Below are 24191 nucleotides of genomic sequence, written 5' to 3'. Positions count from 1 at the left end.
GAGAATGACGGCGTGGAGAGCGTGAACGATAAGCACTGGCATCGTTTTAGCAAAGGGGCTTTACCAGTGCTTTACCTTCGGCTGACGTTGGCAAAGGCGTGAACTTTAAATGAAAACGGCCTGGAACAGGGTCCAGGCCGTTACAGGGTGTAACGCACCCGTGGGAGCGGGCTTGCCCCGCGATGGCGTCGTATCAGGCTGTGACGTCTGCCTTCAAGGCGCAATCGCGGGTCAAGCCCGCTCCCACGCAGCCCCCAATGGGTGCTTGGTGTTACTTCAGAACAGCCAGCGCCGCCTCGTAGTTCGGCTCATCGGCGATCTCGCCCACCAGCTCGGCGTGCAGCACCTTGTCGTTTTCGTCCAGCACCACCACCGCACGGGCGGCCAGGCCGGCCAGTGGGCCGTCGGCGATGGCGACACCGTAGTTCTGCAGGAACTCGGCGCCGCGCAGAGTCGACAGGTTCTGTACGTTCTCCAGGCCTTCGGCGCCGCAGAAGCGCGCCTGGGCGAACGGCAGGTCGGCGGAGATGCACAGCACCACGGTGTTGGCCAGGTCATTGGCCTGGGCGTTGAACTTGCGCACGGAGGTGGCGCAGGTCGGAGTGTCGACGCTTGGGAAGATGTTCAGCACCTTGCGCTTGCCGGCGAAATCCTTCAGCGACGTATCGGCCAGGTTGCCAGCCACCAGGGAGAAGGCAGGTGCCTGGCTGCCAGCTTTCGGCAGTTCGCCTTTGACTTGAACCGGGTTGCCTTTGAGAGTCACTTGAGCCATGGCGGAAATCCTTATGCGGGGGTTTGAAAAGGACCCAGAGTTAAGCATGAAGCAGCGCAAGTGCCTATGGGCAAAGATGAAATTGTCCTACGTTCGGGCAATTCCTGTAGACAAACGCCCGGGTGACTGGCGTCGACCCGGGCGCTTTTCCTACATGGCGAGCATTCAGGCCAGCAGGCCGTACACCACCGAGGTCAGGGCCACCAGGCCGACCACCACCACGAACACGTTGGACAGCGCGCCGCTGTACTTGCGCATCGACGGCACGCGGCGGATGGCGTACATCGGCATCAGGAACAGCAGGACGGCGATGATCGGGCCGCCGAGGGATTCGATCATGCCCAGGATGCTCGGGTTGAGGGTGGCGACGATCCAGCACACCACCAGCATCAGCGCGGCGACGATGCGGTCCAGAGCCTTGGCGCCCGGGCGCATGCCGGTCTTGACGATCATGCCCTTCAGGCCTTCGCTGGCACCGATGTAGTGGCCCAGGAACGACTTGGCGATGGCGATGAAGGCGATCAGCGGCGCGGCGAAGGCGATGGCCGGCTGCTCGAAGTGGTTGGCCAGGTAGGACAGGATCGACAGATTCTGCGCCTTGGCTTCAGCCAGTTGGGCGCTGCTCAGGGTCAGCACGCAGCTGAACACGAAGAACAGCACCATCAGTACCATCAGCAGATGGGCGCGACGCAGGATCTGGCCACTGCGCTCGTCGGCGTGCTCGGCGTAGCGGCGCTTCTGGTCGACGGCAAAGGCCGAGATGATCGGCGAATGGTTGAACGAGAACACCATCACCGGGATGGCCAGCCACACGGTGTGCAGGAAGGCCGAGCCGGACGGCACCTGGGTGGCGGTGTCGAGGATGCCGCCGGTCCAGTGCGGCACCAGGTACAGGGCCAGCAGCGCCAGGGCAACGATGAACGGATACACCAGCAGGCTCATGACCTTGACCGTGGCCTGCTCGCCGCAGCGCACGATGGCCAGCAGGCCGAGGATCAGCACGAACGACAGGATCGCCCGCGGTGGCGGTGCGATATGCAGCTGGTGCTCCATGAAGCTGCTGACGGTGTTGGTCAGCGCCACGCTGTAGATCAGCAGGATCGGGAAGATGGCGAAGAAGTACAGAACAGTGATCAGCGCGCCGGCGGTGATGCCGAAATGCTCCTCGACCACGTCGGTGATATCGCCGCCCTTGCTGCCCGAGAGCACGAAACGGGTCAGCCCGCGGTGGGCGAAGTAGGTCATGGGGAAGGCCAGCAAGGCCAGGACGATCAGCGGCCAGAAACCGCCAAGGCCGGCGTTGATGGGCAGGAACAGGGTTCCGGCGCCGATGGCCGTGCCGAACAGGCCCAGCATCCAGGTGGTGTCTTGACGCGACCAACTGCCGAGGGTGGCGGGGGTCGATTCTACAAAGCGTTGTTCAACGCTTGGGGCCTGCTCATTCATTCCGGGTGACGCTCCACTCGCAAGACTGCAACAGGCTGAGAATGGCGAAATAGACGATTCGCCCAACTCAACCGGGGAAGAGGGGCGCGATTGTGCATGCAAAGGTTGCACTTGGGGAAGCCCCGCCCGAGGGACGGTTGCACTTGTCTGTACAAGAGCCCCGGTTTTGCGAGGGAGAAAGCATCGCGGAGCAAGCCGCTCCCACGGGCGTGGGAGCGGGCTTGCCCCGCGATAAAGCCAGTTCGGCCAGCGCCGGACTCAGCCCTTCTGCACGGCGGCAAACGCCTCGGCCACCTGGCGCAGGTTGGCCGGGCGCAGCCCGGACATGCACACCCGGCCGCTGTCGATCAGGTACACGCCGAACTCGTCACGCAGGCGACGCACCTGTTCGACGCTGAAGCCGGTATAGCTGAACATGCCGCGCTGGCGCAGGAAGAACTGGAAGTCCTGGCCTGGCAGCAGCTCGCCGAGCAGGTCGACCAGGCCCTGGCGCATGTCGAGGATGCGCTTGCGCATTACTTCCACCTCTGCGGCCCATTGGGTGTTGAGCGCGGCGTCACCCAGCACGCCGGCCACCAGCTGGGCGCCGAACGCGGGCGGGCTGGAGTAGTTGCGGCGCACGGTGGCCTTGAGCTGGCCGAGCACGCTGGAAGCGGTGGCGGCATCGTCGCAGACCACCGACAACCCCCCTACCCGCTCGCCGTACAGCGAGAAGATCTTCGAGAACGAGTTGCTGACCAGGCAAGGTACACCGGCACGGGCCATTTCGCGGATCGCATAGGCGTCTTCGAGCAAGCCTTCGCCAAAGCCCTGGTAGGCGATATCGAGGAACGGAATCAACTGGCGCGCCTTGACCACTTCAACCACTTGTTGCCACTGCTGCTGGTCCAGGTCGACGCCGGTGGGGTTGTGGCAACACGGATGCAGCAGGACCACGCTGTTCTGCGGCAAGGCCTGCAGGCTGGCCAGCATGCCGGCGAAGTCGACGCCGCGGGTGTCCGGGTCGAAGTACGGGTAGGTGTGCACCTTGAAGCCCGCGCCTTCGAAGATTGCCCGGTGGTTGTCCCAGGTCGGGTTGCTCACCCATACCTCGGAGCCTGGGAAGTAACGCTTGAGGAAGTCGGCACCGACTTTCAGCGCACCCGAGCCGCCGACGGTCTGCACGGTGGCCACGCGGCCAGCAGCCACGGCCGGGTGCTCGGCGCCGAACAGCAACGCCTGGATCGCCTGACGGTAGGCGGCGAGGCCTTCCATCGGCAGGTACAGCGAGGCTTCATGGGGCTGGCCGGCCAGGCGCTTCTCCACCTCGGCCACCGCCGCCAGCTGCGGCACCACGCCGGCTTCGTCGTAGTACAGGCCGATACTCAGGTTGACCTTGGCGGCCCGCGGGTCGGCCTTGAAGGTTTCCATCAACGAGAGGATCGGGTCACCGGCATAGGCATCGACATGTTTGAACACAGCGTGCAGCTCCTTGGAGATCAGGACAGTTCAGGAAAGGCTCAGGCGAGGATACCCGCAGAGCGCCACGAGGAACATCACCGATGTGCAAGGAGACCCTGCAGGTTTGCAAGACCGAAGCCGCAGCCCATGGATTTTGCCACGCGCCACCGCCCGGCAACTCGATGCCAACCCAGGATCGCACCCTGATCGTTGCAATTGCCACCTGCCTGCCCCAAGCTCTGCCGTACCGCCACCCCGGACCGCGAGATGCCCAGACGTCGCCCTCTCCTGATCGCCCTGTTGCTGTTACTGGTGCTGCCCGCCGCGATCGGTTACCTGTGGCGTGACCGCCAACCCGCACCGCCCAGCCTGCCACCCCACAGCTACGCCAAGGCCTTGCGCCAGGCTCACGATGGCCTGCCGGGCGCCGCGCGGGTGTTGTACCAGCAGTTGCAACGCGACGACCTGCCACCCATCCGCCGCGCCGCGCTGTATGCCGAACTACCCAATTACCCCTCGCCACAGGCGTTGAAACTGGCCAGCCAGGACCTCGAGCACGCCGACCCATTGGTACGCCGCGCCGCCATCACCAGTATCCGTCGGCTGTTGCCGGCCGCCCAGCGCAGCCTGGTGCTGGGCCCCTTGCTGGAAGATGACGAGCAAAGCGTGCGATTCGCCGCGGTGGACGCCCTGCTGGGCCTCGACCCCGACGCCATCGGCCTGTACTTCGGGCCCTTGCAGGATGCCCTGGAGCAGTACGAGCAGACCTTGGAACAACAACCTGACGACGCCGCCGCCCAGTTGCACCTGGCCCGGCTGTACATGCATGAGCAAGCCTACGAGGCAGCCTCCAGGGCCCTGCAGCGCAGCTTGGCCGTGGCCCCCGAAGGCCTGGACGCCCTGGCCACCCAGGTCCGCCTGCTGGAGCAACAGGGCCAGCACGACGCCTCCCGCGAGGTGCTCGCCAAGGCCCTGGCGCTACGCCCGGACTCCGCGTTCCTGCAATACGAACTGGGCCTGTGGCTGACCCGCCATGAGCAGCAGGAATACGCCCTGCTCGCCCTCTCGCGGGCTGTCGAGCTGGAGCCGGAAAACAACGATTATCGCTACACCCTGGCCATCACCCTGCACCAACTGGAACAGCTCGATGCCGCGCAAAAGCAGTTGGAGACCGTGCTCAACCGTCAACCGGCCAATCGCCGGGTGCGGGTACTGCTGATCGAGTACTGGAAGGAAACCGGCCAATTGCAGAATGTCCAGGTCCTGCTTGCCGAGCTGGAGCGGCAGAACCCGGACGACCCATACCTGCAGCAAGGGTTGTGAACCCCGTCCTCAGGTCTGCAGCATGCGCTGTATCTGCACCACCAGCCTCTGCAGCGAGAACGGCTTGAACATCAATGCCGTGCCCGGCTCGTCGAGCAGGGCCTGCTCCACCGGATCGGTGGTGAAGCCGGTGATGAACAGGATCTTCTGCTCGGGCTCGATCATGCGCAGCGCCTTGGCCACCTGACGGCCGCTGAAGCCCCCCGGCAGGCCGATATCGGTGATCACCAGATCAAACGGCCCTGCATGCCTGAACTGCCCCAGCGCGCTGTTGGCATCGGGCACATCGATCACCTCGAAGCCGCAATCGACCAACGCCTCCCTCATCAGGCCGCGCAGGTTTTGTTCATCATCGACCAGCAACAACCGTTCACCCTGAACCTGTCGCGGCAGTACATCCTGAGCGGAACTCTCCGGCAACATCCCCTGGTAGCGCGGGAACATCATCACGACCCGGGTACCCTGGTCGATCGTCGACTCGATCCACATCTGACCGCCCGACTGCTGCACGAAACCATGCACCATGGAAAGCCCCAAGCCCGCCCCCTGGCCCAGGGGCTTGGTGGTGAAGAACGGTTCGAATACCCGTGCCAGGTCCTCGCGACTCATGCCATGGCCATCGTCCTCGACCTGCAGCGTGACATAGTCCCCCGGCGGCAAGGCTGCCGCACCCGCGCTAGGCAGCGCCAACCGTTCGTTGGCGGTGCGGATCGTCAGTTTGCCCTTGCCCAGGCAGGCATCGCGGGCGTTGCTGCACAGATGCAAAAGGGCATTGCGCAACGTATCCGGGTCGACCTGCAATGGCCAGGGCGCCACATCCAGCTGCAGGTTCAGGTATATTTCGGCGCCCAGGGTCTGACGCAGCATCGGCTCCGCGTCCTGCAGCAGGTGGTTGATGTTCAGTGGGTTCGGCGACAAGGGTTGGCTACGGGCAAAGGCCAGCAGGTTCTGGGTCAGGCCGATGGCTCGCTGGGCGCATTCCCGGGCCATCCGCACATACTCTTCCACGCGTTCCATCCGCCCTTGGGCAAGGCGTCGTTCGAGCAGCTCCAGGCTGCTGCCGACCCCGGACAGTACATTGTTCATTTCGTGCGCCAGCCCGCCCGCCACCTTTACCACGCCCTCCATGCGCTGACTGTCGCGCACCGCCGCTTCGGCCAGGCGCTGGACTGCATTGCGGTCCTCGGTGATGTCCCTCCCCACCAGCGTCGGCAATGACTGATTGGCGCTGCCAGCCCAGCGGAACCAGCAGTAATGGCCGTCGCTATGGCGAACCCGCCCCTCGAAGGGCGGCGCGGCGCGCCCCTGTACAAGCGCCATCAGCGCCAGCTGCGCTTCGGTACGGTCTGCGGGATGGAACAGCTCGGGCAAGGCCACTTGCATCTGCGCTGCCTCATCCCAGCCCAGAAGTCGATGCCAGGCAGGATTGGCTGTGCGCACGCGTAGATCGGCCTCGAGCATCAGCATCACATCGGGCGTCAACTGCCAGATATGGTCTGGATCGGCCAGGTATTGCGTCAGACGCGCTTCGAAGGACTGCGCCAGCTCGCGCCATTCGTGGCTGGCCCCGACACTGGCAGTGGTTTCAATCAGCGCGTGGAGGAACCCGGCAACCCCACCCTGATCGTCGCGGATGGGCGAGAAGCAGCCGGTGACCCACGCCGTCGCCGCGATACCCTCTCGATGCACCGGCAACGGGGCGTCCTCGATCAGGCTACCCTGCCCCTGCAACACCTTGAAGACGCTTGCTCCCATGCTCTCCCAGGACTGTTCCCAGAGCGCGTCGAAGGCACGCCCCTGGTGGTCGACAGCGCCGCCCAGCAGGGCCTGGTAGGCGTCGTTGTGTATGACTGTCAAGGCCGACCCCCAGACCAACGCACAGGGAAATGGTGACATCAACACCATGTCGGCGGCGATGCGCAGGGTGGGCGGCCAGTAGGCCAACGCCCCCACCGGCGTCGCGCTCCAGTCGAAGCCGGCAATGGGCATGCCCACCTCGGCCAGAGAAGTTGACGGCGGTGCCAGATGAATGACCTGGACCTCTGCGCCCTGGGTGTTCAGGTCAGTGGCCAATATCTTCGTTCCACAGCGCTGGGTTGGCTTCGATGAACTGGCGCATCAGCGCCTTGCAGGTTTCATCGTCATGCACCTCAAGGCGCACGCCACGGTCGCCGAGCAACTGTTCTTCGCCCATGAAGGTGACGTTTTCGCCGATGATCACGTGTTTGATGCCATACAGCAGGATGGCGCCACTGCACATGGCACAGGGCGACAAGGTGGTATAGAGGGTGGCCTGCTGGTAAACCCGGGCCGGCTGTCGGCCAGCATTCTCCAGCGCATCCATCTCGCCATGCAGGATGGCACTGCCCTGCTGTACGCGGCGATTGTGGCCACGGCCGATGATCCTGCCCTCATGCACCAGTACCGAGCCGATTGGAATACCGCCTTCCGCGAGCCCCTTGCGGGCCTCGTCGATGGCGGCCTGCATAAATCTGGAAGTGTCCTGGTCCATGGCGTCTCCCGGTAGTACCTCGATTGTTGCAGCAGCCTAGCACAGCGCCAGCGCCCATGGCGCATTGCGTGGCGGGGGCTATGCTCAAATGGCTTTTGATCTTGCTGGCCAAACGTTTTCCCATGGATTCGACGGGCATGCGCACATGAACAAGAAGCTCCTGGTCGTGCTGACCAACACCGCCAAGTACCCCGATATCAAGCGCGCCACAGGATTATGGCTGGGCGAGGCCGTGCACTTTGTCGACACGGTGCAAAAAGCGGGTTTTACCGTCGACTATGTCAGCCCGGCGGGCGGCTATGTACCGATCGACCCCCACAGCCTGCAGATGGCGCCGGACCTGGACTGGCAATGGTACAATGACAAGGCGTTCATGAACCGACTTGGCACCACCTTGAGCCCCGGCCAGGTCAAGGCCGACCAGTACAGCGCCATCTATTACACCGGCGGTCACGGCGTGATGTGGGACTTTCCCGACAACCAACCGTTGCAGGAGCTGGCACGGCGTATCCATGAGCGCGGCGGCGCGGTCGCCGCGGTGTGCCATGGGGTGGTGGGCCTGCTCAACATCAAGCTCAGCGACAACAGCTTGCTGCTCAAGGGGCGCAGGGTTACCGGCTTTTCCAATACCGAGGAAAAACTGGTTGAGCTGGACAAGGTGGTGCCGTTCCTTACCGAAAACGAACTGGGCGCTCGCGGTGGCGAATACAGCAAGGCGGATGACCCGTGGGCGGCCTATGTGGTGGAGGACGGCAGCTTGATCACCGGACAGAATCCGGCCTCCAGCGCCGAGGTAGCCGAAGCGGTGATCGGCTACCTGAACAGGCAGCAGTAACCGTTCGCCACAACGCAGCGCGGGGCAAGCCCGCTCCCGCCACCTTCCGGCGCGAGAGCGGGCTTGCCCCGCGAGTGTGTACCCGGCCGATTACTCGACGCTCAACACGCCACGACGCACCTGGTCACGCTCGATCGACTCGAACAGCGCCTTGAAGTTGCCTTCGCCGAAGCCGTCGTCACCCTTGCGCTGGATGAACTCGAAGAACACCGGGCCCAGCAGGGTCTCCGAGAAGATCTGCAGCAGCAGGCGCTTGTCGCCAGCCTCGGAGGCACCGTCCAGCAGGATGCCGCGCGACTGCAGCTGGTCGACCGGCTCGCCATGCCCTGGCAGGCGCTCCTCGAGCATCTCGTAGTAGGTCTGCGGCGGCGCGGTCATGAAGCGCATGCCGAAGCCCTTGAGCGCATCCCAGGTCTTGAGCAGGTCGTCGGTGAGGAAGGCCACATGCTGGATGCCTTCACCGTTGAACTGCATCAGGAACTCTTCGATCTGCCCCGCCCCTTTGGACGACTCCTCGTTGAGCGGGATGCGGATCATGCCGTCTGGCGCGGTCATGGCCTTGGAGGTCAGGCCGGTGTACTCGCCCTTGATGTCGAAGTAACGGATCTCGCGGAAGTTGAACAGCTTCTCGTAGAAGCCGGCCCAGTAGGCCATGCGCCCGCGATAGACGTTGTGGGTGAGGTGATCGATGATCTTCAGGCCCGCGCCGACCGGGTTGCGGTCCACGCCTTCGATGAACTTGAAGTCGATGTCGTAGATCGAGCTGCCTTCTTCGTAACGGTCGATCAGGTATAGCGGGGCGCCACCGATACCCTTGATCGCCGGCAGGCGCAGCTCCATCGGGCCGGTCTCGATCTCCACCGGCTGAGCACCCAGTTCCAGGGCTCGGGCATAGGCTTCATGGGCGTTGCGCACGCGGAAGGCCATGCCGCACACCGAAGGGCCATGCTCGGCCGCGAAGTACGAGGCTGCGCTCTTGGGTTCGTTGTTCAGGATCAGGTTGATGCCGCCCTGGCGATACAGGTGGACATTCTTGGAGCGGTGGGTAGCCACCTTGGTGAAACCGAGAATCTGGAATACCGGCTCCAGCACGCCGGGAGTCGGCGAGGCGAGCTCGATGAATTCGAAGCCTTCCAGGCCCATCGGGTTTTCGAAGATATCTGCCATGTTCTTTTCCTCATCTGCAGCGAAAAACGGTTGATTACAGGCTTTCGATGTGGAGATGGCGTGGTGGTGAACACGGGATCCCGCGCACGCTGCGGGCCAGGAAGCCACCAATGATCAGCTTGAACCCATGGTATGTCATATGCACCCATTCTCGGCGGGCTTGATTCCCCGGGAGGCGGAGAACCTTATTGTTGTATTCGTAACCCGATTCTACAGTGCGTAAATTTGTTTGTCGCGCTTTAGTTCGCAGGTTGTTCCGACAAACGGCTATCCTTTGCCTCATCATACCGCTTCGCAGAAGGCCTCCTCGCGCCATGCCCTTGACAGCCAAACGCCCTGCCCGCTGGAGCTGGCGCGCCCTGCTACCCTGGGGGGTGGGTGTATTGCCGCTACTGTGCGGGCTGGCCGTGATGCGCTGGCAGACCGAACAAGAGCTGCAGGCCGACAGCCTGGCCACGGCCAAGGAAGTAGCCAGCCATATAGAAGAGATCCTGGACAGCCTGGCGACAACCGCACATCGGCTTCTACCCAAGGCCGGACAACCTTGCGACCAAGTGCAACTGGAACTGCGCATCGAGCTTACCCGCAACGCTTTCGTGCGTTCGACCAACCTGTTCGATCACGACCGGTTGTATTGCACCTCGCTGTACGGTGATTTCGACGAACCGGTGAATGCCAGGGACTACACCAACGGGCAGCTGTGGTTGATGAACGGCAACTCGGTCACCCCAGGGCATGCACTGCTGGTCTATCGGGCCAGCCAGCAGGAACATGGCGACCGGGGAGCGATCACCACGGTCGATGGCCGGCACCTGCTCACCGCCCTGCACCTGATCGGCGCGGATAACCAGGTCAAGGTGCATGTTGGCAATCACTGGATTGGCAGTGATGGTCAGGTTCACGACGGCAAGCCGCCGGTCGCGGCCATCGCCGCCACCCAGTATGCGTCCACCCGCTATCCATTCGATGTGCACGCTGGCTACGACGTGGGCAAGCGAGCCGCATTGATGCGTTCGCGCTACCCCGCTCTGCTGAGTCTGTTGCTGCTACTGGGCGTGGCGGCAGGCGCGACCTGTCGCTGGCAGATACGCCGCGCCAGCTCATCGCGCAGCGAACTGGACCGGGCCCTGGAGGCCGACGAGTTCCTTCCCTACTTCCAGCCGGTGGTGCGCAAGGGTGATTACCAATGGGCCGGCGTCGAGGTACTGATGCGCTGGCAGCACCCACGCGAAGGCCTGGTGCGCCCCGACCTCTTCATCCCCTATGCCGAGCACAGCGGCCAGATCGTCGCCATGACCCGCGGCTTGATGCTGCGCACGGCCCAGGCCCTGGCACCGCATGCGGCGTTGCTCGAGGACGGTTTTCATATCGGCATCAACATCACCGCCGACCACTGCCGCGACCTGGGCCTGCTCGACGACTGCCAGACCTTTCTCCAGCACTTCCCGCCCGGACGGGTGGTACTGACCCTGGAGCTGACCGAGCGCAAGCTGATCGAACCCACGCCGGTCACCCTCGAACTGTTCGAGAAATTGCACGCCATGGGCGTGATGATCGCCCTGGACGACTTCGGCACCGGCCAATCCAGCCTCAATTACCTGCGCCAGTTCAACGTCGACTACCTCAAGATCGACCAGAGTTTCGTCGCCATGATCGGCGGTGATGCCCTGTCACAGCACATTCTCGACACCATCATCGAACTGTCGGCCAAGCTGGCCCTGGGCATCGTCGCCGAAGGCGTGGAAACCGAGGTCCAGCGCGACTATCTGGCGCGCCATGGCGTGGACTTCCAGCAGGGTTACCTGTTCGCCCACCCCATGCCCGCCAGCGAGCTGCTGCTGGCCCTGGCCGCCCGCCCGGGCAGCCCGCAGTTGCCGCAAGGCGGTGCCCCTGAGATCATGCGCGGCTGATCCACCCGCTCACTTCCCGTTTTCCGAGGCATTCGTGTCAAAAGGCATTATTTCGTCGGTCATGGCGTCCTGTCTGTTCGCCGTGATGTATTTCTATACCTCCTTCCTCAAGCCCCTGGACGGCGAGGAGATCTTCGGCTGGCGGACCCTGCTGACCCTGCCCTGCCTGACGCTGTTCATGCTGGCATCCAGGGACTGGAAGCGGGTCGGCGAGCTGCTCGGGCGAGTGCGCCGTACGCCGCTGCTGTTGCTCGGCATGGTCGGCACCTCGTGGTTGATGGGCGTGCAGTTGTGGCTGTTCCTCTGGGCGCCGCTGCACGGGCGCAGCCTGGAGGTATCGATGGGCTACTTCCTGTTGCCGCTGGCCATGGTGCTGACCGGGCGCGTGGTCTATGGCGAGCGCCTGTCGCGCCTGCAGAAGGTCGCGGTAAGCTTTGCCGCGCTGGGGGTTGGCCATGAACTGTACCAGCACGGCAGCTTTGCCTGGGAAACCTTGCTGGTGATGATCGGCTACCCGATCTACTTCGTCCTGCGGCGGCGTTGCCGCACCGACCACCTGGGTGGCTTGTGGTGCGACATGTGCCTGCTACTGCCCTGGGCCCTGTACTTCGTGATCCAGGGCCCGCTGTCGACAACCGACCTTACCGAGCATCCAGGCCTGTACGGCCTGATCCCGCTGCTCGGGGCGATCAGCGCCTGCGCCCTGATCGCCTACGTGCTGGCCAGCCGCCTGCTGCCGTTCAGCCTGTTCGGCCTGCTCAGCTACGTCGAGCCGGTGCTGCTGGTGGGCGTGGCCCTGCTACTGGGCGAGACCATCGGCCCCGACCAGTGGCTCACCTACCTGCCGATCTGGGCCGCCGTGCTGGTGCTGGTGCTCGAAGGCTTCAAGCACCTGCTGCGCCAGCGTCGGCGTTCGGTGTAAGGCGTACCTGGCGGACCCGGCGCTCCTCCACCGCCACTACGGTCATGGTCCAGCCATTCCAGGCCAGGTGATCGCCCACCACCGGCAAACGGTCCAGCAGGCTCATCACCAGGCCCGCCAGGGTCTGGTAATCCTCGGTGGCACGGGCGGCAAAGCCGGTGCGCGCCTGGACCTGGGCCAGGTTCAAGGCACCGCTGACGACGAAACCGTCCGCCTCCTCGACCACGCCTGGCCCTTCCACCTCGCTTGCGTCCGGCAGTTCGCCGGCAATCGACTCGAGAATGTCGGTCATGGTCAACACACCGGTGAAGTCACCGAACTCGTTGACCACGAAGGCGATGTGCGTCGACTGCCCGCGCATCTGCTCCAGGGCGTTGAGGATGCTGAAACTCTCCAGCAGGTTCAGCGGCGCACGGGCCAGGGTTTCCAGGTCGGGCTGGCTGCCGGACAGCAGATCCTTGAGCAGCTCCTTCTTGTGCACGAAGCCCAGCGGTTCTTCGATGCGACCGTCACGGATCAGCGGCAGGCGTGAGTACGGCGAATTGACCAGCGCCTGGGTGATGACCTCGGCCGGCTGCGACAGGTCGATGGCATCAACCTTGGCCCGCGCCGTCATCACCGTGCGGATCGGCCGCTCGGCCAGGTTCAGCACACCGCTGATCATCACCCGCTCACGGCGGTCGAACACCACCTCTTCGCCACCCTCGACCAGGTCGGCGATTTCTTCACCCACCTCGTCAGCCTCCACCCGGCGTCCGCCCATCAGGCGCAGCACGGCATGAGCGGTACGCTCACGCAGCGGCCGGTGCTGCTGCACACTGCGCTTGCGGCGGGCACGGGCCAGCTGGTTGAACAGCTCGATCAGCAACGAGAAGCCGATGGCCGCATACAGGTAACCTTTGGGGATATGGAAGCCCAGGCCTTCTGCAGTGAGGCTGAAGCCGATCATCATCAGGAAGCCCAGACACAGCATGATCACTGTCGGGTGGGCGTTGACGAAACGGGTCAACGGCTTGCTGGCGACGATCATGATGCCGATGGAGAAGATCACCGCGATCATCATCACCGACAAATGCTCGACCATGCCCACGGCCGTGATCACCGCATCCAGCGAAAACACCGCATCGAGCACGACGATCTGCGCCACGATCGGCCAGAACGCGGCATGGCGGGTCACGCCGCCGCTCTGGGCAACATGGCCCTCGAGGCGTTCGTGCAGCTCCATGGTGGCCTTGAACAACAGGAACACACCACCGAACAGCATGATCAGGTCACGGCCGGAGAAGGTCTTGCCGAACACCTCGATCAGCGGCGCGGTAAGGGTCACCATCCACGAGATGCTGGCCAGCAGGCCAAGGCGCATGATCAGCGCCAGCGACAGGCCGATCACCCGGGCGCGATCGCGCTGGTGCGGCGGCAACTTGTCGGCAAGGATGGCGATGAACACCAGGTTGTCGATACCCAGCACCAGCTCGAGGACGATAAGCGTCAACAGGCCCAGCCAGGCCGTGGGGTCGGCTAGCCATTCCATTAGCGGGTACTCACAGAGGATGCGTCACGAGGACGGGGAAAGGAAGGCCGGGATGGCCAGGGACTGGGGGGCTCCGCGAAGGTGCTCATAGGGACCTTGATAACATTTAGGGACGACGATCCTACAATCGAAGCAGAATTTTCTGATAGCGCAAAACTATTACAAAAGCTGTAAGGGGTATGACTCAGGCTTCAGGCCCCCGTGGCGGGGCTTCGTTCTGCGCAGTCCTGGCCTTGGCCGGTGGCGTCAGGCGCAGCACCCGGTCGCGGCCGCCCTCGGCGAGCAGGTACCCGCCCTTGCCATCCGGGACGATGGCCTGCGGCGCCTTGAGGTAACTGAGAACCGTGTGACGCGTACCATCACCATCGATACGCAACAGCCGCGCACGATGGGTCGAATCCTCGCTGATCCACAGCCCGCGCTGGTCGCAGAGCAGGAAGGTCGGGTTGCGCAGACCTTCGATCACCACCGGGTCATTCCCGCCGTCGCTCAGCGCACGAATCTTGCCGCTGGCCTTTTCGGTATACAGCAGGCGCCCATCGGCGCAACGGGTCAGGCCTTCGGTTTCGGTAAGCCCCGAGCGCAACACGTCGAGCTCGCCGCTCTGCCAGTCATAACGCATCAACCGGCCATCCCCCTTGCGGTCCTCGATGGCGTAAAGGTGCCGGCCATCGTTATACAACCCCTGCACGTTGTTGCCGTCGAACAGCTGACTGACCTGGCCATTGCGCGACACGCTGACCGGTGCCCCGCCGACCTCCTGGCTGAACGCCCAGCCACCGTCGACGGCGACCATGCCGTCCGGCTTGGACAAACCTTCGAGCACTACCATCCGGTCCCCCTCGGCAGTAATGCGCAGGATGCTGCCCTTGCCGCCGTTGAGCTCGCGGCTGACCAGCAGGCTGCCGTCGGCCTGAGGCAGCAGCGAAGCGGCCCGGGTCACCGAGTTGTGCAGCACCTGCACGTTCCAGCCCGCGGCGGCCTGCACCGGGTAGAAGGTCTGCCAGGCGAAAAAGCCCAAGCTGCAGGCCGCCAGGCCCGTGGTGGCCGCCAGGGCGAGGCGGACACCGCGTTTGCGTAGCACATGCATCATCAAGTCGACTCCTGGAAAGTGCCGGCGATGCTAGCAAGGTGATGTGAAAAAAATGTCGACTCCACGATTTCCAGGCGTTTTCCTATACATATCATTCAGTAAATGGATACCGGGTATTTCAACATTTAATTTGTGGATGACAGCACCCGCCCCCTATGCTGTCCCGGCATCCCCTGCACGCACCGGCCGGTGTGGTCCAAGGCATGGGGAGAGAACAACAAAGTCGAGACCGTTCATGTCGAAACCTTCCTACTTCGCCCCCCACGGTGGGCACCCGGCTCAGACCGAGCTGCTGACTGACCGTGCCATGTTCACCGAAGCCTATGCCGTGATCCCCAAGGGCGTGATGCGTGACATCGTCACCAGCCACCTGCCGTTCTGGGACAAGATGCGCATGTGGGTCATCGCCCGCCCGCTGACCGGTTTCGCCGAGACCTTCTCGCAGTACATCGTCGAAGTCGCCCCTGAAGGCGGCAGCGAGCGCCCGGAACTGGACCCGAACGCCGAAGCGGTGCTGTTCGTGGTTGAAGGCGAGATCGATGTCACCGTCGAAGGCAAACACCATACCCTCGTGCCGGGCGGCTATGCCTTCCTCGCCCCCGGCGCCGACTGGAGCCTGCGCAACAACAGTAAGGCCAACGTCACCTTCCACTGGCTGCGCAAGCACTACCAGAAGGTCGAGGGGCTGCCGGTTCCCGAGTCGTTCGTCACCCACCGCGACAACGCCACCGTGATCGAGATGCCAGGCACCGAAGGCGCCTGGAAGACCACCCGCTTCGTCGACATGGCCGACATGCGCCACGACATGCACGTGAACATCGTGACCTTCCAGCCGGGCGGCGTGATCCCGTTCGCCGAGACTCACGTCATGGAACACGGCCTGTACGTCCTGGAAGGCAAGGCGGTGTACCGCCTGAACCAGGACTGGGTCGAGGTCGAGGCCGGCGACTTCATGTGGCTGCGCGCCTTCTGCCCGCAGGCTTGCTACTCCGGCGGCCCGGGCCCGTTCAGCTACCTGCTGTACAAGGACGTCAACCGTCACGTACACCTCACGCTCAACCCGCAGCGTTGATGACCTTGCAGGAGCGGCAGCCCGCCGCTCCTGCAGTCTTGAGCCATACTGAGCGGACAGCCCCTTCCCGGCCTCCCGCCATGACCTTCCATCGCCTTCTGCTTGTCCTGCTGCTCCTGCTGCCGGGCGCGTTGCCGTGGGCAGACGATTGGCAACTCGCGCATCAGGAAGACGGCATCGACGTCTACCTGGCCAGCGTCGACGGTTCGGCCTACCAGCAGTTTCGCGGCGTCACCCGGATCAAGGCCAGCGTCCGTACCCTGAGCGACCTGCAGGAAAACCTGCGCGTGGCCTGCAAATGGCTGTACGCCTGCGCCGACATGCGCCTGCTGGAAGTGGACGGCGATACCACCTGGGTCTACCTGACCACCGCCCTGCCCTGGCCGGCCAAACCCAGGGACATGGTGCTCAAGGTGCGTACCGAGCGCCTCGACGACGACTCCCTGGTCCGCCACCTGAGCGCCGAGCCCGGGCGGGTGCCGACCGAGCCCGGGCTGATCCGCGTGCGCCGGCTCAGCGGCGAATGGATCATGCGCCCCTTGGGCGAGCGCGAGACCGAGGTCACCTACCAGCTGCGTGCCGATCCGGCCGGTGATGTGCCGGGCTGGCTGGCCAACCGCTTCGTGGTGGATGCGCCGATGGTCACCCTGCGCACCCTGCGTGCCGTGGCCGAACGCCAGCCGTAAAGCTCAGCGGCTGCGCAGCAGCAGTGACGCCGCGGCGCAGGCCAGCAGCGCCACGCACGACAGGTAGAACGCATCCGAATAGGCCATCAGGTACGCCTGCTCGCGCACGCTCTGGTCGATCAACGCCAGGGTCTGCATGACCTGCGGCGACTGCGGGTCGACCATGCCGCCCGGCAGGCGCTGTTGCAGCGCGCCGTCGAACAGCGTCAACCCTTCGCCAACCCGCACCGAATGAAAGCGCTCGCGCTGCGACACCAGTTGCGTCAGCAACGCCGTGCCCAGCGCGCCACCGAGGTTGCGCAGCATCGAGATCAACGCCGAAGCCGATCCGGCCTGGGCCTTGTCCAGGCCTTTCACCGCCAGCACCGACAGCGCCACCATGATCAGCGGCTGGCCGATGCCGCGCACCACGGTCGAGGGGATGATCACATTACTGCCCGAGTCCACCGTCAGCGTCGATCCCAACCAACAGCCCAGGGCCATGATGGCGAAGCCGCTGGCCACCAGCAGCTTGGCGTTGAGCCAGCGCATCAGCCGAGGCAGCAGTGGCGCCAGCAGTAGCTGGACCATGCCGTAGGCGATCAGGCTCTTGCCGATCTCGCTGGCGCTGTAGCCCTGTACCAGCGACAGGTAGTTGGGCACCAGGAACACCAGGCCGAAGGTGGCCGCGCCGAACACCGCCATGGCCAGGCTCGACACGCCGAAGTTGTAGCTGCCCAGCAGCCGCAGGTTGATGAACGGCCGTTCTCCCCACAGCTGGCGCTGGATGAACAGCGCCAGGGAGATCACTGCAACGATGCTGAAAGCAACGATGAAACGGGATTCGAACCAATCCTTGCGTCCGCCCTCCTCCAGCACCACCTGCAACGCCCCCAGCCCCAGCGCCATGGCCGCGATGCCCAGCCAGTCGGCCCGGCGCAGGGCGCCGCGGTCACCGGCCTGGCCCTTGATCGACCAGGCCACCGCCGCCAGCAGCGCCACCCCCGGCGGCAGCTGCAGCAGGAAGATCCAGCGCCAGGAGTACATGTCGGTGAGCCAGCCGCCGATCGAAGGCCCGGCGGCCTGGGCCACGCTGTTGGACAGGCTGAACAGCGCCATCCCCAGCGCCAGGCGGCTGGCCGGCAGCTCGGTGATAATCAGTTGCATCGACAACGGGATCAGCACCGCGCCCGAGGCGCCCTGGATCACCCGCAAGGCAATCATCGCCTCCAGGCTGCCGGCCATGGCACAGGTCACCGAGCTGACCAGGAACACCGCCGAGCCCACCAGCATCACCCGGCGCAACGAGAACACCTGCACCAGCCAGGCGGTCAGCGGGATCATGCTGATCTCGGCCACCAGGTAGGCGGTGGAGATCCAGGACCCTTCCTCGAAGCTGGCCCCCAGCGCGCCCTCGATCTCGGGCAAGGCAGCGCTGGTGACATGCACGTTCATGCCAGCCATGAAACAGCCGAACAAACCGCCGATCACCGCCACCCAGGCACGCAGGGAGACTTTGTCCTCAGCGCTCATGGCGGGTCTGCCGGGTGTCGACGGTGGCGATCACCGACATGCCGGGCAGCAACCGTGGGCTGTCATCACCTTCTGGGTCGAGGTGGATACGCACCGGAAAGCGCTGGACGATCTTGGTGAAGTTGCCGGTGGCGTTGTCCGGCGGCAGCAGCGCGAACACAGCGCCGGAGCCTGGCGAGACGCTGTCCACGGTACCGCGCCAGTGTTGGCCGAAGGTGTCGACTTCCAGCGTCACCGCCTGGCCAGGGCGCATGTGCGCCAGCTGGGTCTCCTTGAAGTTGGCGACCACGTACACCTGTGCCACCGGCACCACCGCCAACAGCGGCAGGCCGGGGGTGACGTACTGCTGCTGGCGCACCTTGCGCTGGCCGACCACGCCATCGAAGGGCGCGCGGATTTCGGTGTCGGCCAGGGCGCTGCGGGCCAGGTCGGCCTCGGCAGCAGCCTGGTCGAGGTCGGCCTGGCGCTGCAGCAACTCGGCTTCCAGCTGCTTGCCCTGCTGCTCCAGCATCGCCTTGCGCGCGTGCTGGCGGGCCAGTTCGGCATCGGCGGCGCGCTGCAGGGCCTGAGACTGGATACGGGTGGCGCGGGCCTGCTCCATCCGCTGCACACTGACCGCCTGCCATTGCGCCAGGTGCTGGTAACGCTGCCAGTCGGCCTCGGCCCGCTGCGCCTCTCCCCGGCTGCCGCCACGTTCGGCATCGGCGCGGGCGATGGCGTGAGTCTGTTCATCCTGCTCGGCGACAAAAGCACGCAGGCGCATACGCTGCACCTGCAACGCCGCCTCGCTGACCGCCAGGTGCGCCTCGGCCTTGCGCAGGCGGTCGCGGAAATCGCGCGCGTCCAGGCGTACCAGCAGGTCGCCGGCCTTGACCGCGGCGTTGTCCGCCACTGCCACCTCGGCCACGTAGCCACTGACCCGGGCACTGATCGGCGCCCAGTCGGCGCGCACGTAGGCGTCGTCGGTCTGTTCCAGGAAACGCCCGTCGAGCCACCAGTAGGCGCCATAGGCCGCCGTCAGCAAACCCAGGCCCCCTGCCAGGCCCAGGCGCAGCAGGCGCTGGCGGCGCCGGGCGCGAATTTGCTCGAGGGTGTGCTGGGGATCTGGGCTGACCGCCTGGTTCATGCTGGGCTCCATCCGGTGGGGGGAGCGCCAGAGTACGGAATCTGAGATTGTCGTTCGCTCGCGAACAGGCCTTCAATCGTCGCGAAATGGACAGCAGATCAGCCTTGCGAGCGGACCACTTTCAATGCTGCAGGAAAGCTACCACCTGCTCTGTGGCCGTTATCGGATCTTCCTGCATGAAACAGTGGCCCCCCGCTACCTGCTGCGCGCTCACCTGGCCGTTGAGCGCCGCCAGGCGCTGCACCGAGTGCGGTACGAACGGATAGGTGTGCTCGCCGTACAGGATCCGCGTCGGCGTGTGGATACGGCTCAGTTGCTGCCACATGCGTTCGGGGAACGAGCTGAAGATCTCCACCTCGCGGCTGGGCCGGCACTTGAGCACCACCCCTTCCCCGCAATCGCCGATGGCATGCTCTATATAGGCCTGCAAGGCCGCATCGGTCCAACCCTTGAAGATACCGCGCCCCTGCAGCGAGGCCTGGGCCGCCTCACGGTCGGGCCAATGACTGCGGCGGGTGGCCGCCTTGCGCGCCAGGGCATGACGGCGGTGCAGGCCGACCATGGCGGCGGCGCCCATCACCCCGATCATGCGCCGGCTGAACAGGACCGGATCCAGCAACACCGCACGCTGGAACAGCTGCGGTTCGGCGGCCAAGATCAAGCCGGTGAGCACACCGCCGAAACTGTGGCCCAAGGCAAAGCGCGGCACGTCACCGTATTCGCCACGCCCGGCCTCGAAGGCCTCCACCGCCAGTGCTGCGGTGCGGTTCCAGCCAAGGAACACGCCACCATGGTCGCTGTCGCCATGGCCCTGGACATCGCTCAGCCACAGGTCGAAATGTTCACCCAGGCGCATCAGCATGGGCTGGTAGACCAGGCTACAGAAGCCGTTGCCATGCAGAAAATGCAGCAGCGGCCTGCCGCTGGCGGGGGTTCGCCATCCGCGCAGGGTGAAGCCTTCGGCGCATTCATGGGACCAGGGAATCAACTCCATCGACTGCACTCATCGGCTCTAGGAAAACGCCGATTCTACAAACAGCAGCGGATACAGTGAAATCACCAGCAGCAAGGCCATCAGGACATTGAACAGCACCACCGCGCGCGGATTGCGCAGCAGGTTGCGCAAAGCACTGCCGAACATCACCCAGATGCCGACGCTGGGCAGGTTCACCAGGGCGAACACCGTGGCGATGACGATCACGTTGAACACGTAACCCTGGGCCGGGGTGTAGGTGGTGATCGCCCCGATCGCCATCACCCAGGCCTTCGGGTTGACCCACTGAAACGCCGCGGCACCCCAGAACCCGAGCGGTTTGCGGCTGCCATTGGTGTCGCCGGACATCGGCCCGGAGGTGGCGATCTTCCAGGCCAGGTACAACAGGTAGGCCGCGCCCGCATAGCGCAGGATGCTGTACAACGGCGGCCAGGCCTTGAACACCTCGCCAAGCCCAAGGCCAACCGCCAGCACCATCACCATGAAGCCGACACTGATGCCCAGCGCGTGGGGAATCGTGCGGCGCACGCCGAAGTTGACCCCCGAGGCCAGCAGCATGGTGTTGTTCGGACCGGGGGTAATGGAAGAGACGAAGGCGAACAGGACGAACGCGCTGAGCAGATCGAGCGAGGCAAGCATGGCGGCGATTTCCGACTTTTCTGATTATCGAAATGCCACGGTAGCGGAGGCTTGTGAGAAATGACCGGTACAGTTACGCAAAATTGAATGAATACACATTTCTGTTTCACTCAATTGCATGCCTCCACGCCATTGTCGCAGCAAAGCAGCTGCAAAAAATCTTCCGCCAGACACCTGGCGGCCTCCCCTCGTCCTACCTGACACTACTGAAGCCTTCGCATACTATCCCGTACAAGGAAGCCCCATCATGCCCGTGACCATCCGCCCCGCAGCCCTGGCCGACGCCGCCCAGATCCTGGCCTTCATCACCGAGCTGGCCGACTACGAGCGCGCCCGCCACGAAGTGGTGGCGACCCTCGCCGACATCGAGCACAGCCTGTTCGACGCGGGCAGCACGGTGCGCAGCCTGATTTGCGAGCGCGACGGCCAGGCCATCGGCTTCGCCGTGTATTTCTACAGCTACTCCACCTGGCTGGGGCGCAACGGCATCTACCTCGAGGACCTCTACGTCACCCCGCAGCAACGCGGTGACGGCGCGGGACGCAAGCTGCTGCGGCATATCGCCCGCGAGGCGGTGGAAAACGGCTGTGGGCGCCTGGAGTGGAGCGTGCTGGACTGGAACGAGCCGGCCATCGGTTTCTACCAGTCGCTGGGCGCCGAGCCACAGGACGAGTGGATCCGCTATCGCCTCGACGGCGAGCGCCTGCGTCAGTTCGCCGAGGGCTGAGGCGCCTCGCCCGGAAACGCCGTCTGGGCCAGTACCGGCACCTCGACGCGGCTGCGCTGGCCGCCGCGCTCGATCACCAGGCCGCGCCCCTCGATAGCCACCAGGCGTACCCCGCGAGCCAGTTCCTCGCCACTGCGCACGGCGCGTGCCGGGCCGCCGTCGAGACTGACGATGGCCACGGCGCCTTGGCTGCCGGCCATCACCCCGCTGACCTGGATCTGCACCTGCTGGGGAATATCGGCAAACCATCGTCCAGCCGGCGTCGCGGCCATTGCCGGAGTGTCGACAGGTTGGGCCGCAGGCTGATCAGACGATGGCGGCCACAACAACAGGGCCCAGGTCGCCAGCCCGGCCATGGCGACCAGCAGCCCCAGCGCCTGCAACAACAGCCCAAGTGACAAGTTGGGACGAACGATACGCATGGTCACGCGCTCCTTGTGTGCCTGCGCCCGAGCATACCGGGTGATTCTCACGGTTTTGTTTCACATGCCGATCATCTTGCTCGGGCAAGCTGCCTTGCCAGGACAAGGAGCGCCCCGTGAACGGACAACGTGGTTTCACCCTGATCGAACTGATGGTGGTGCTGGTGATCGTCGGCATCGCCAGCGCCGCCATCAGCCTGAACATCCGCCCCGATCCGGGCAAGCAGTTGCGCGCAGACGGCGAGCGCCTGGCGCGCTTGCTGGAGCTGGCGCAAAGCGAAGCCCAGGCCGACGGTCAGCCGCTGCGCTGGCAGAGCGACCGCGACGGCTACCGCTTCGTGCGCGCCGATGGCCAGGTGCTGGCGCAGGGACCGCTCAAGCCGCGGCGCTGGCAGGCCGAGACGGTGAAGGTGCAGGCCGAGCCCCGTGGCGCGGTGTGGCTCGATGGCGAGTGGATCGGCGCCCCCCTGACCCTGCGCCTGCACAGCGGCACGCTGCGGCTGGAACTGGCGCGCAACGCCGCCGGGCAGGTGCGGGTGATCCAGCCATGACCCGCCAACGCGGTTTTACCTTGATCGAAGTGATGATCGCCATCCTGCTGATGGCGGTGGTCAGCCTGATCGCTTGGCGCGGCCTGGACAGCGTCAGCCGCGCCGACCAGCACCTGCGCCAGGCCAGCGATGACCATCAGGCGGTGATGCGTGTGCTGCAGCAGCTGGAGCGCGATCTGGCCTTGCGGGCCACGGTGGAACTGGCCGAGCCGGCCTTGCCCGGCCACGAGCCGCCAGGCAAGCCCTTGCTGCCCGCCATGCGTGCCCGCGCCGACCGCCTGGAGCTGGTACGCGCCGGCGCCGTGTCTGGCAGCGGCCTGCAGCGGGTGCGCTGGTATGTACGCGGCAGCACCTTGTACCGCGCCGCCGCGCCACCGCGCGAAGGCTTTCCATTACCCGCACCGAAAGCCGCAGTAGCGGTGCTCGACAACGTCAGCGCGTTCAGCCTGCGCAGCTGGCAGGCCAAGGGCGGCTGGCGCTCCCCAGCCAGCGAGGCCGACGACAACCCCGTCGGGCTGGAGGTGCGCCTGAACCGGCGCGGTCCCCAGGGCGAGGAACACTACCGCCACGTGCTGGGGCCCTTCAACTGACCAGCACCACCCCGCCGGGCAGTTCCAGACAGCGCGCGCCATAGGCGACGCGGATCAGTTCGGCGGCCTGGCGCAACTGATCGAAACTGAACCGCGCCTGCACCCGGCGACGCCCCAGTGACGGGTTGAGCAATACCAGGCGCCCGGGGCGGTAGCGGTTGATCTCGTCGATTACCTGGGCCAATGGCGCATCACGGAACACCAGCATGCGCTCGCGCCAGGCCGTCACCTGGCCAATGTCGAAGGCCTCGGGCACGCCGACGCCTTGCGCGCCGTAACGCAACTGACGGCCGGCCGGCAGCGCCTCGAGCCGGCCCTGGGCAAGTACGCGCAGCTCGCCACTCAGGCAGGTGACGCAGACGCCGTCGTCGTCCTCACGCACATTGAAGCGGGCCTGCTCGGTACTGATCACCCCTTCCTGCGCCCGCACCTGCATGGGCTGGTGGGCCTGCACTTCGATCTCGCCCGCCAGCAGGGCGATACCCCGTGCCTCGCGGCTGACGCGCGTGCGCACGTTCAGCTCCAGCTTGATCCCTGGCGCCAGTTCCACCCGTTGCTGCTCATCCACCTGGGTGGCGAACGCCGCAGGCGGCGCCATGGCCTCGTCCAGCCAGCCGCCACGCCAGGCAACCGCCGCCAGCGACGCGGCCAGCGCCCCGCCCAGCAGCGCCCGGCGCCCGAGCAGCGGCGCCGATGGCGCCTGGCTGGCCTGCTGCGCCGCCGGCCCGAGCAAACACCAGAGCTGGCGCGCCTGGGCGAACGCCTCGGCGTGCGCGGGGCTGCGCGCGCACCACTGGCGCAGGGCCCGGGCATCGGCCTGGGTGGCCTGGCCTGAGGTCAGCCGCAACAGCCAGCCCTGGGCCTGGCGCTGCAAGTCGGGATCGGGCGGAATCTGGGGCATGGTGCTCACATGAAGAGGTC

23 protein-coding genes are annotated in these 24191 nt (G+C 65.1%); 9 read left to right on the top strand and 14 right to left on the bottom strand.

Annotation, left to right across the window (positions count from 1 at the left end):
- Positions 1–271 precede the first annotated feature (271 nt).
- The 3 genes from tpx to ABZO33_RS19905 all read right to left on the bottom strand — a co-directional run bounded on the left by tpx (position 272) and on the right by ABZO33_RS19905 (position 3676).
- Complete coding sequence (gene tpx, locus ABZO33_RS19915) at positions 272–772, bottom strand: thiol peroxidase (protein ID WP_414537400.1); 501 nt, start codon at positions 770–772, stop codon at positions 272–274.
- 165 nt (positions 773–937) lie between these two features.
- Positions 938–2218 (bottom strand): serine/threonine transporter, encoded by a 1281-nt coding sequence (locus ABZO33_RS19910; RefSeq protein WP_414537399.1) that lies wholly within the window; start codon positions 2216–2218, stop codon positions 938–940.
- Between the two features lie 258 nt (positions 2219–2476).
- Positions 2477–3676 carry an aromatic amino acid transaminase gene (locus tag ABZO33_RS19905; RefSeq protein ID WP_414537398.1) on the bottom strand — a complete coding sequence of 400 codons (1200 nt, stop codon included), beginning with the start codon at positions 3674–3676 and terminating at the stop codon, positions 2477–2479.
- 249 nt (positions 3677–3925) lie between these two features.
- On the opposite strand from ABZO33_RS19905, the gene ABZO33_RS19900 reads away from it, so the two are divergent.
- Positions 3926–4981: a tetratricopeptide repeat protein gene (locus ABZO33_RS19900; protein ID WP_414537397.1), complete on the top strand. Its 1056-nt coding sequence runs from the start codon at positions 3926–3928 to the stop codon at positions 4979–4981.
- Between the two features lie 9 nt (positions 4982–4990).
- On the opposite strand, the gene ABZO33_RS19895 is transcribed toward ABZO33_RS19900, so the two are convergent.
- Both ABZO33_RS19895 and ABZO33_RS19890 read right to left on the bottom strand, forming a co-directional pair.
- On the bottom strand, positions 4991–6970 hold the full coding sequence (locus ABZO33_RS19895; RefSeq protein WP_414537598.1) for an ATP-binding protein: 1980 nt from the start codon (positions 6968–6970) through the stop codon (positions 4991–4993).
- 73 nt (positions 6971–7043) lie between these two features.
- Entirely contained in the window at positions 7044–7493 is a 450-nt protein-coding gene (locus tag ABZO33_RS19890; protein ID WP_414537396.1) for a nucleoside deaminase, read from the bottom strand.
- A gap of 145 nt (positions 7494–7638) precedes the next feature.
- On the opposite strand from ABZO33_RS19890, the gene ABZO33_RS19885 reads away from it, so the two are divergent.
- On the top strand, positions 7639–8328 hold the full coding sequence (locus ABZO33_RS19885; RefSeq protein WP_414537395.1) for a type 1 glutamine amidotransferase domain-containing protein: 690 nt from the start codon (positions 7639–7641) through the stop codon (positions 8326–8328).
- Between the two features lie 90 nt (positions 8329–8418).
- On the opposite strand, the gene hppD is transcribed toward ABZO33_RS19885, so the two are convergent.
- Positions 8419–9495: a 4-hydroxyphenylpyruvate dioxygenase gene (gene hppD / locus ABZO33_RS19880; RefSeq protein ID WP_414537394.1), complete on the bottom strand. Its 1077-nt coding sequence runs from the start codon at positions 9493–9495 to the stop codon at positions 8419–8421.
- A gap of 314 nt (positions 9496–9809) precedes the next feature.
- Between hppD and ABZO33_RS19875 the strand changes: the two genes are divergently transcribed.
- Together ABZO33_RS19875 and rarD are read left to right on the top strand one after the other, a co-directional pair.
- A complete protein-coding gene (locus tag ABZO33_RS19875) occupies positions 9810–11405 on the top strand; it encodes an EAL domain-containing protein (RefSeq protein WP_414537393.1) in 1596 nt (531 codons plus the stop codon).
- A gap of 34 nt (positions 11406–11439) precedes the next feature.
- Positions 11440–12327 (top strand): EamA family transporter RarD, encoded by an 888-nt coding sequence (gene rarD, locus ABZO33_RS19870; protein WP_414537392.1) that lies wholly within the window; start codon positions 11440–11442, stop codon positions 12325–12327.
- Here the strand turns inward: rarD and ABZO33_RS19865 are convergent.
- The gene (locus tag ABZO33_RS19865; protein WP_414537391.1) at positions 12290–13858 is read right to left on the bottom strand and encodes a TerC family protein; all 1569 of its coding nucleotides are present in this window, start codon (positions 13856–13858) and stop codon (positions 12290–12292) included. The genes rarD and ABZO33_RS19865 overlap by 38 nt on opposite strands.
- 184 nt (positions 13859–14042) lie before the next feature.
- Positions 14043–14951 carry a hypothetical protein gene (locus ABZO33_RS19860; RefSeq protein WP_414537390.1) on the bottom strand — a complete coding sequence of 303 codons (909 nt, stop codon included), beginning with the start codon at positions 14949–14951 and terminating at the stop codon, positions 14043–14045.
- Between the two features lie 235 nt (positions 14952–15186).
- Here ABZO33_RS19860 and ABZO33_RS19855 point away from each other — a divergent pair, with 235 nt between their 5' ends.
- On the top strand, positions 15187–16023 hold the full coding sequence (locus tag ABZO33_RS19855; RefSeq protein ID WP_023630973.1) for a bifunctional allantoicase/(S)-ureidoglycine aminohydrolase: 837 nt from the start codon (positions 15187–15189) through the stop codon (positions 16021–16023).
- A gap of 80 nt (positions 16024–16103) precedes the next feature.
- Positions 16104–16709: an START domain-containing protein gene (locus ABZO33_RS19850; RefSeq protein WP_414537389.1), complete on the top strand. Its 606-nt coding sequence runs from the start codon at positions 16104–16106 to the stop codon at positions 16707–16709.
- A gap of 3 nt (positions 16710–16712) precedes the next feature.
- On the opposite strand, the gene ABZO33_RS19845 is transcribed toward ABZO33_RS19850, so the two are convergent.
- From ABZO33_RS19845 to ABZO33_RS19830, 4 genes are all read right to left on the bottom strand, one after another.
- A complete protein-coding gene (locus ABZO33_RS19845) occupies positions 16713–18221 on the bottom strand; it encodes an MDR family MFS transporter (protein ID WP_414537388.1) in 1509 nt (502 codons plus the stop codon).
- On the bottom strand, positions 18211–19347 hold the full coding sequence (locus tag ABZO33_RS19840; protein WP_414537387.1) for an HlyD family efflux transporter periplasmic adaptor subunit: 1137 nt from the start codon (positions 19345–19347) through the stop codon (positions 18211–18213). The genes ABZO33_RS19845 and ABZO33_RS19840 overlap by 11 nt, the downstream gene beginning before the upstream one ends.
- 121 nt (positions 19348–19468) lie before the next feature.
- Positions 19469–20341 (bottom strand): alpha/beta fold hydrolase, encoded by an 873-nt coding sequence (locus ABZO33_RS19835; RefSeq protein WP_414537386.1) that lies wholly within the window; start codon positions 20339–20341, stop codon positions 19469–19471.
- 18 nt (positions 20342–20359) lie between these two features.
- On the bottom strand, positions 20360–20980 hold the full coding sequence (locus ABZO33_RS19830; RefSeq protein ID WP_110701376.1) for a LysE family translocator: 621 nt from the start codon (positions 20978–20980) through the stop codon (positions 20360–20362).
- 247 nt (positions 20981–21227) lie between these two features.
- Between ABZO33_RS19830 and ABZO33_RS19825 the strand changes: the two genes are divergently transcribed.
- Entirely contained in the window at positions 21228–21707 is a 480-nt protein-coding gene (locus ABZO33_RS19825; RefSeq protein WP_414537385.1) for an N-acetyltransferase family protein, read from the top strand.
- Here the strand turns inward: ABZO33_RS19825 and ABZO33_RS19820 are convergent.
- Positions 21689–22129, bottom strand: a complete 441-nt coding sequence (locus tag ABZO33_RS19820; protein WP_414537384.1) for a type II secretion system protein N — start codon at positions 22127–22129, stop codon at positions 21689–21691. The genes ABZO33_RS19825 and ABZO33_RS19820 overlap by 19 nt on opposite strands.
- A 116-nt stretch (positions 22130–22245) precedes the next feature.
- Here ABZO33_RS19820 and ABZO33_RS19815 point away from each other — a divergent pair, with 116 nt between their 5' ends.
- Both ABZO33_RS19815 and ABZO33_RS19810 read left to right on the top strand, forming a co-directional pair.
- Positions 22246–22680, top strand: coding sequence for a GspH/FimT family pseudopilin (locus ABZO33_RS19815; RefSeq protein WP_414537383.1), 435 nt, complete (start codon positions 22246–22248; stop codon positions 22678–22680).
- Complete coding sequence (locus ABZO33_RS19810; protein WP_414537382.1) at positions 22677–23270, top strand: type II secretion system protein GspJ; 594 nt, start codon at positions 22677–22679, stop codon at positions 23268–23270. Before ABZO33_RS19815 ends, ABZO33_RS19810 begins: the two co-directional genes overlap by 4 nt.
- Here the strand turns inward: ABZO33_RS19810 and ABZO33_RS19805 are convergent.
- Positions 23263–24171, bottom strand: coding sequence for a FecR family protein (locus tag ABZO33_RS19805; RefSeq protein WP_414537381.1), 909 nt, complete (start codon positions 24169–24171; stop codon positions 23263–23265). The genes ABZO33_RS19810 and ABZO33_RS19805 overlap by 8 nt on opposite strands.
- Between the last annotated feature and the right edge of the window lie 20 nt (positions 24172–24191).

The sequence above is a fragment of the Pseudomonas sp. CAM1A genome (genome assembly GCF_047501685.1).
GTDB lineage: Bacteria > Pseudomonadota > Gammaproteobacteria > Pseudomonadales > Pseudomonadaceae > Aquipseudomonas.
The sequence above is the reverse complement of the archived record's forward strand: the minus strand, read 5'-3'. Positions and strand labels throughout refer to the sequence as shown.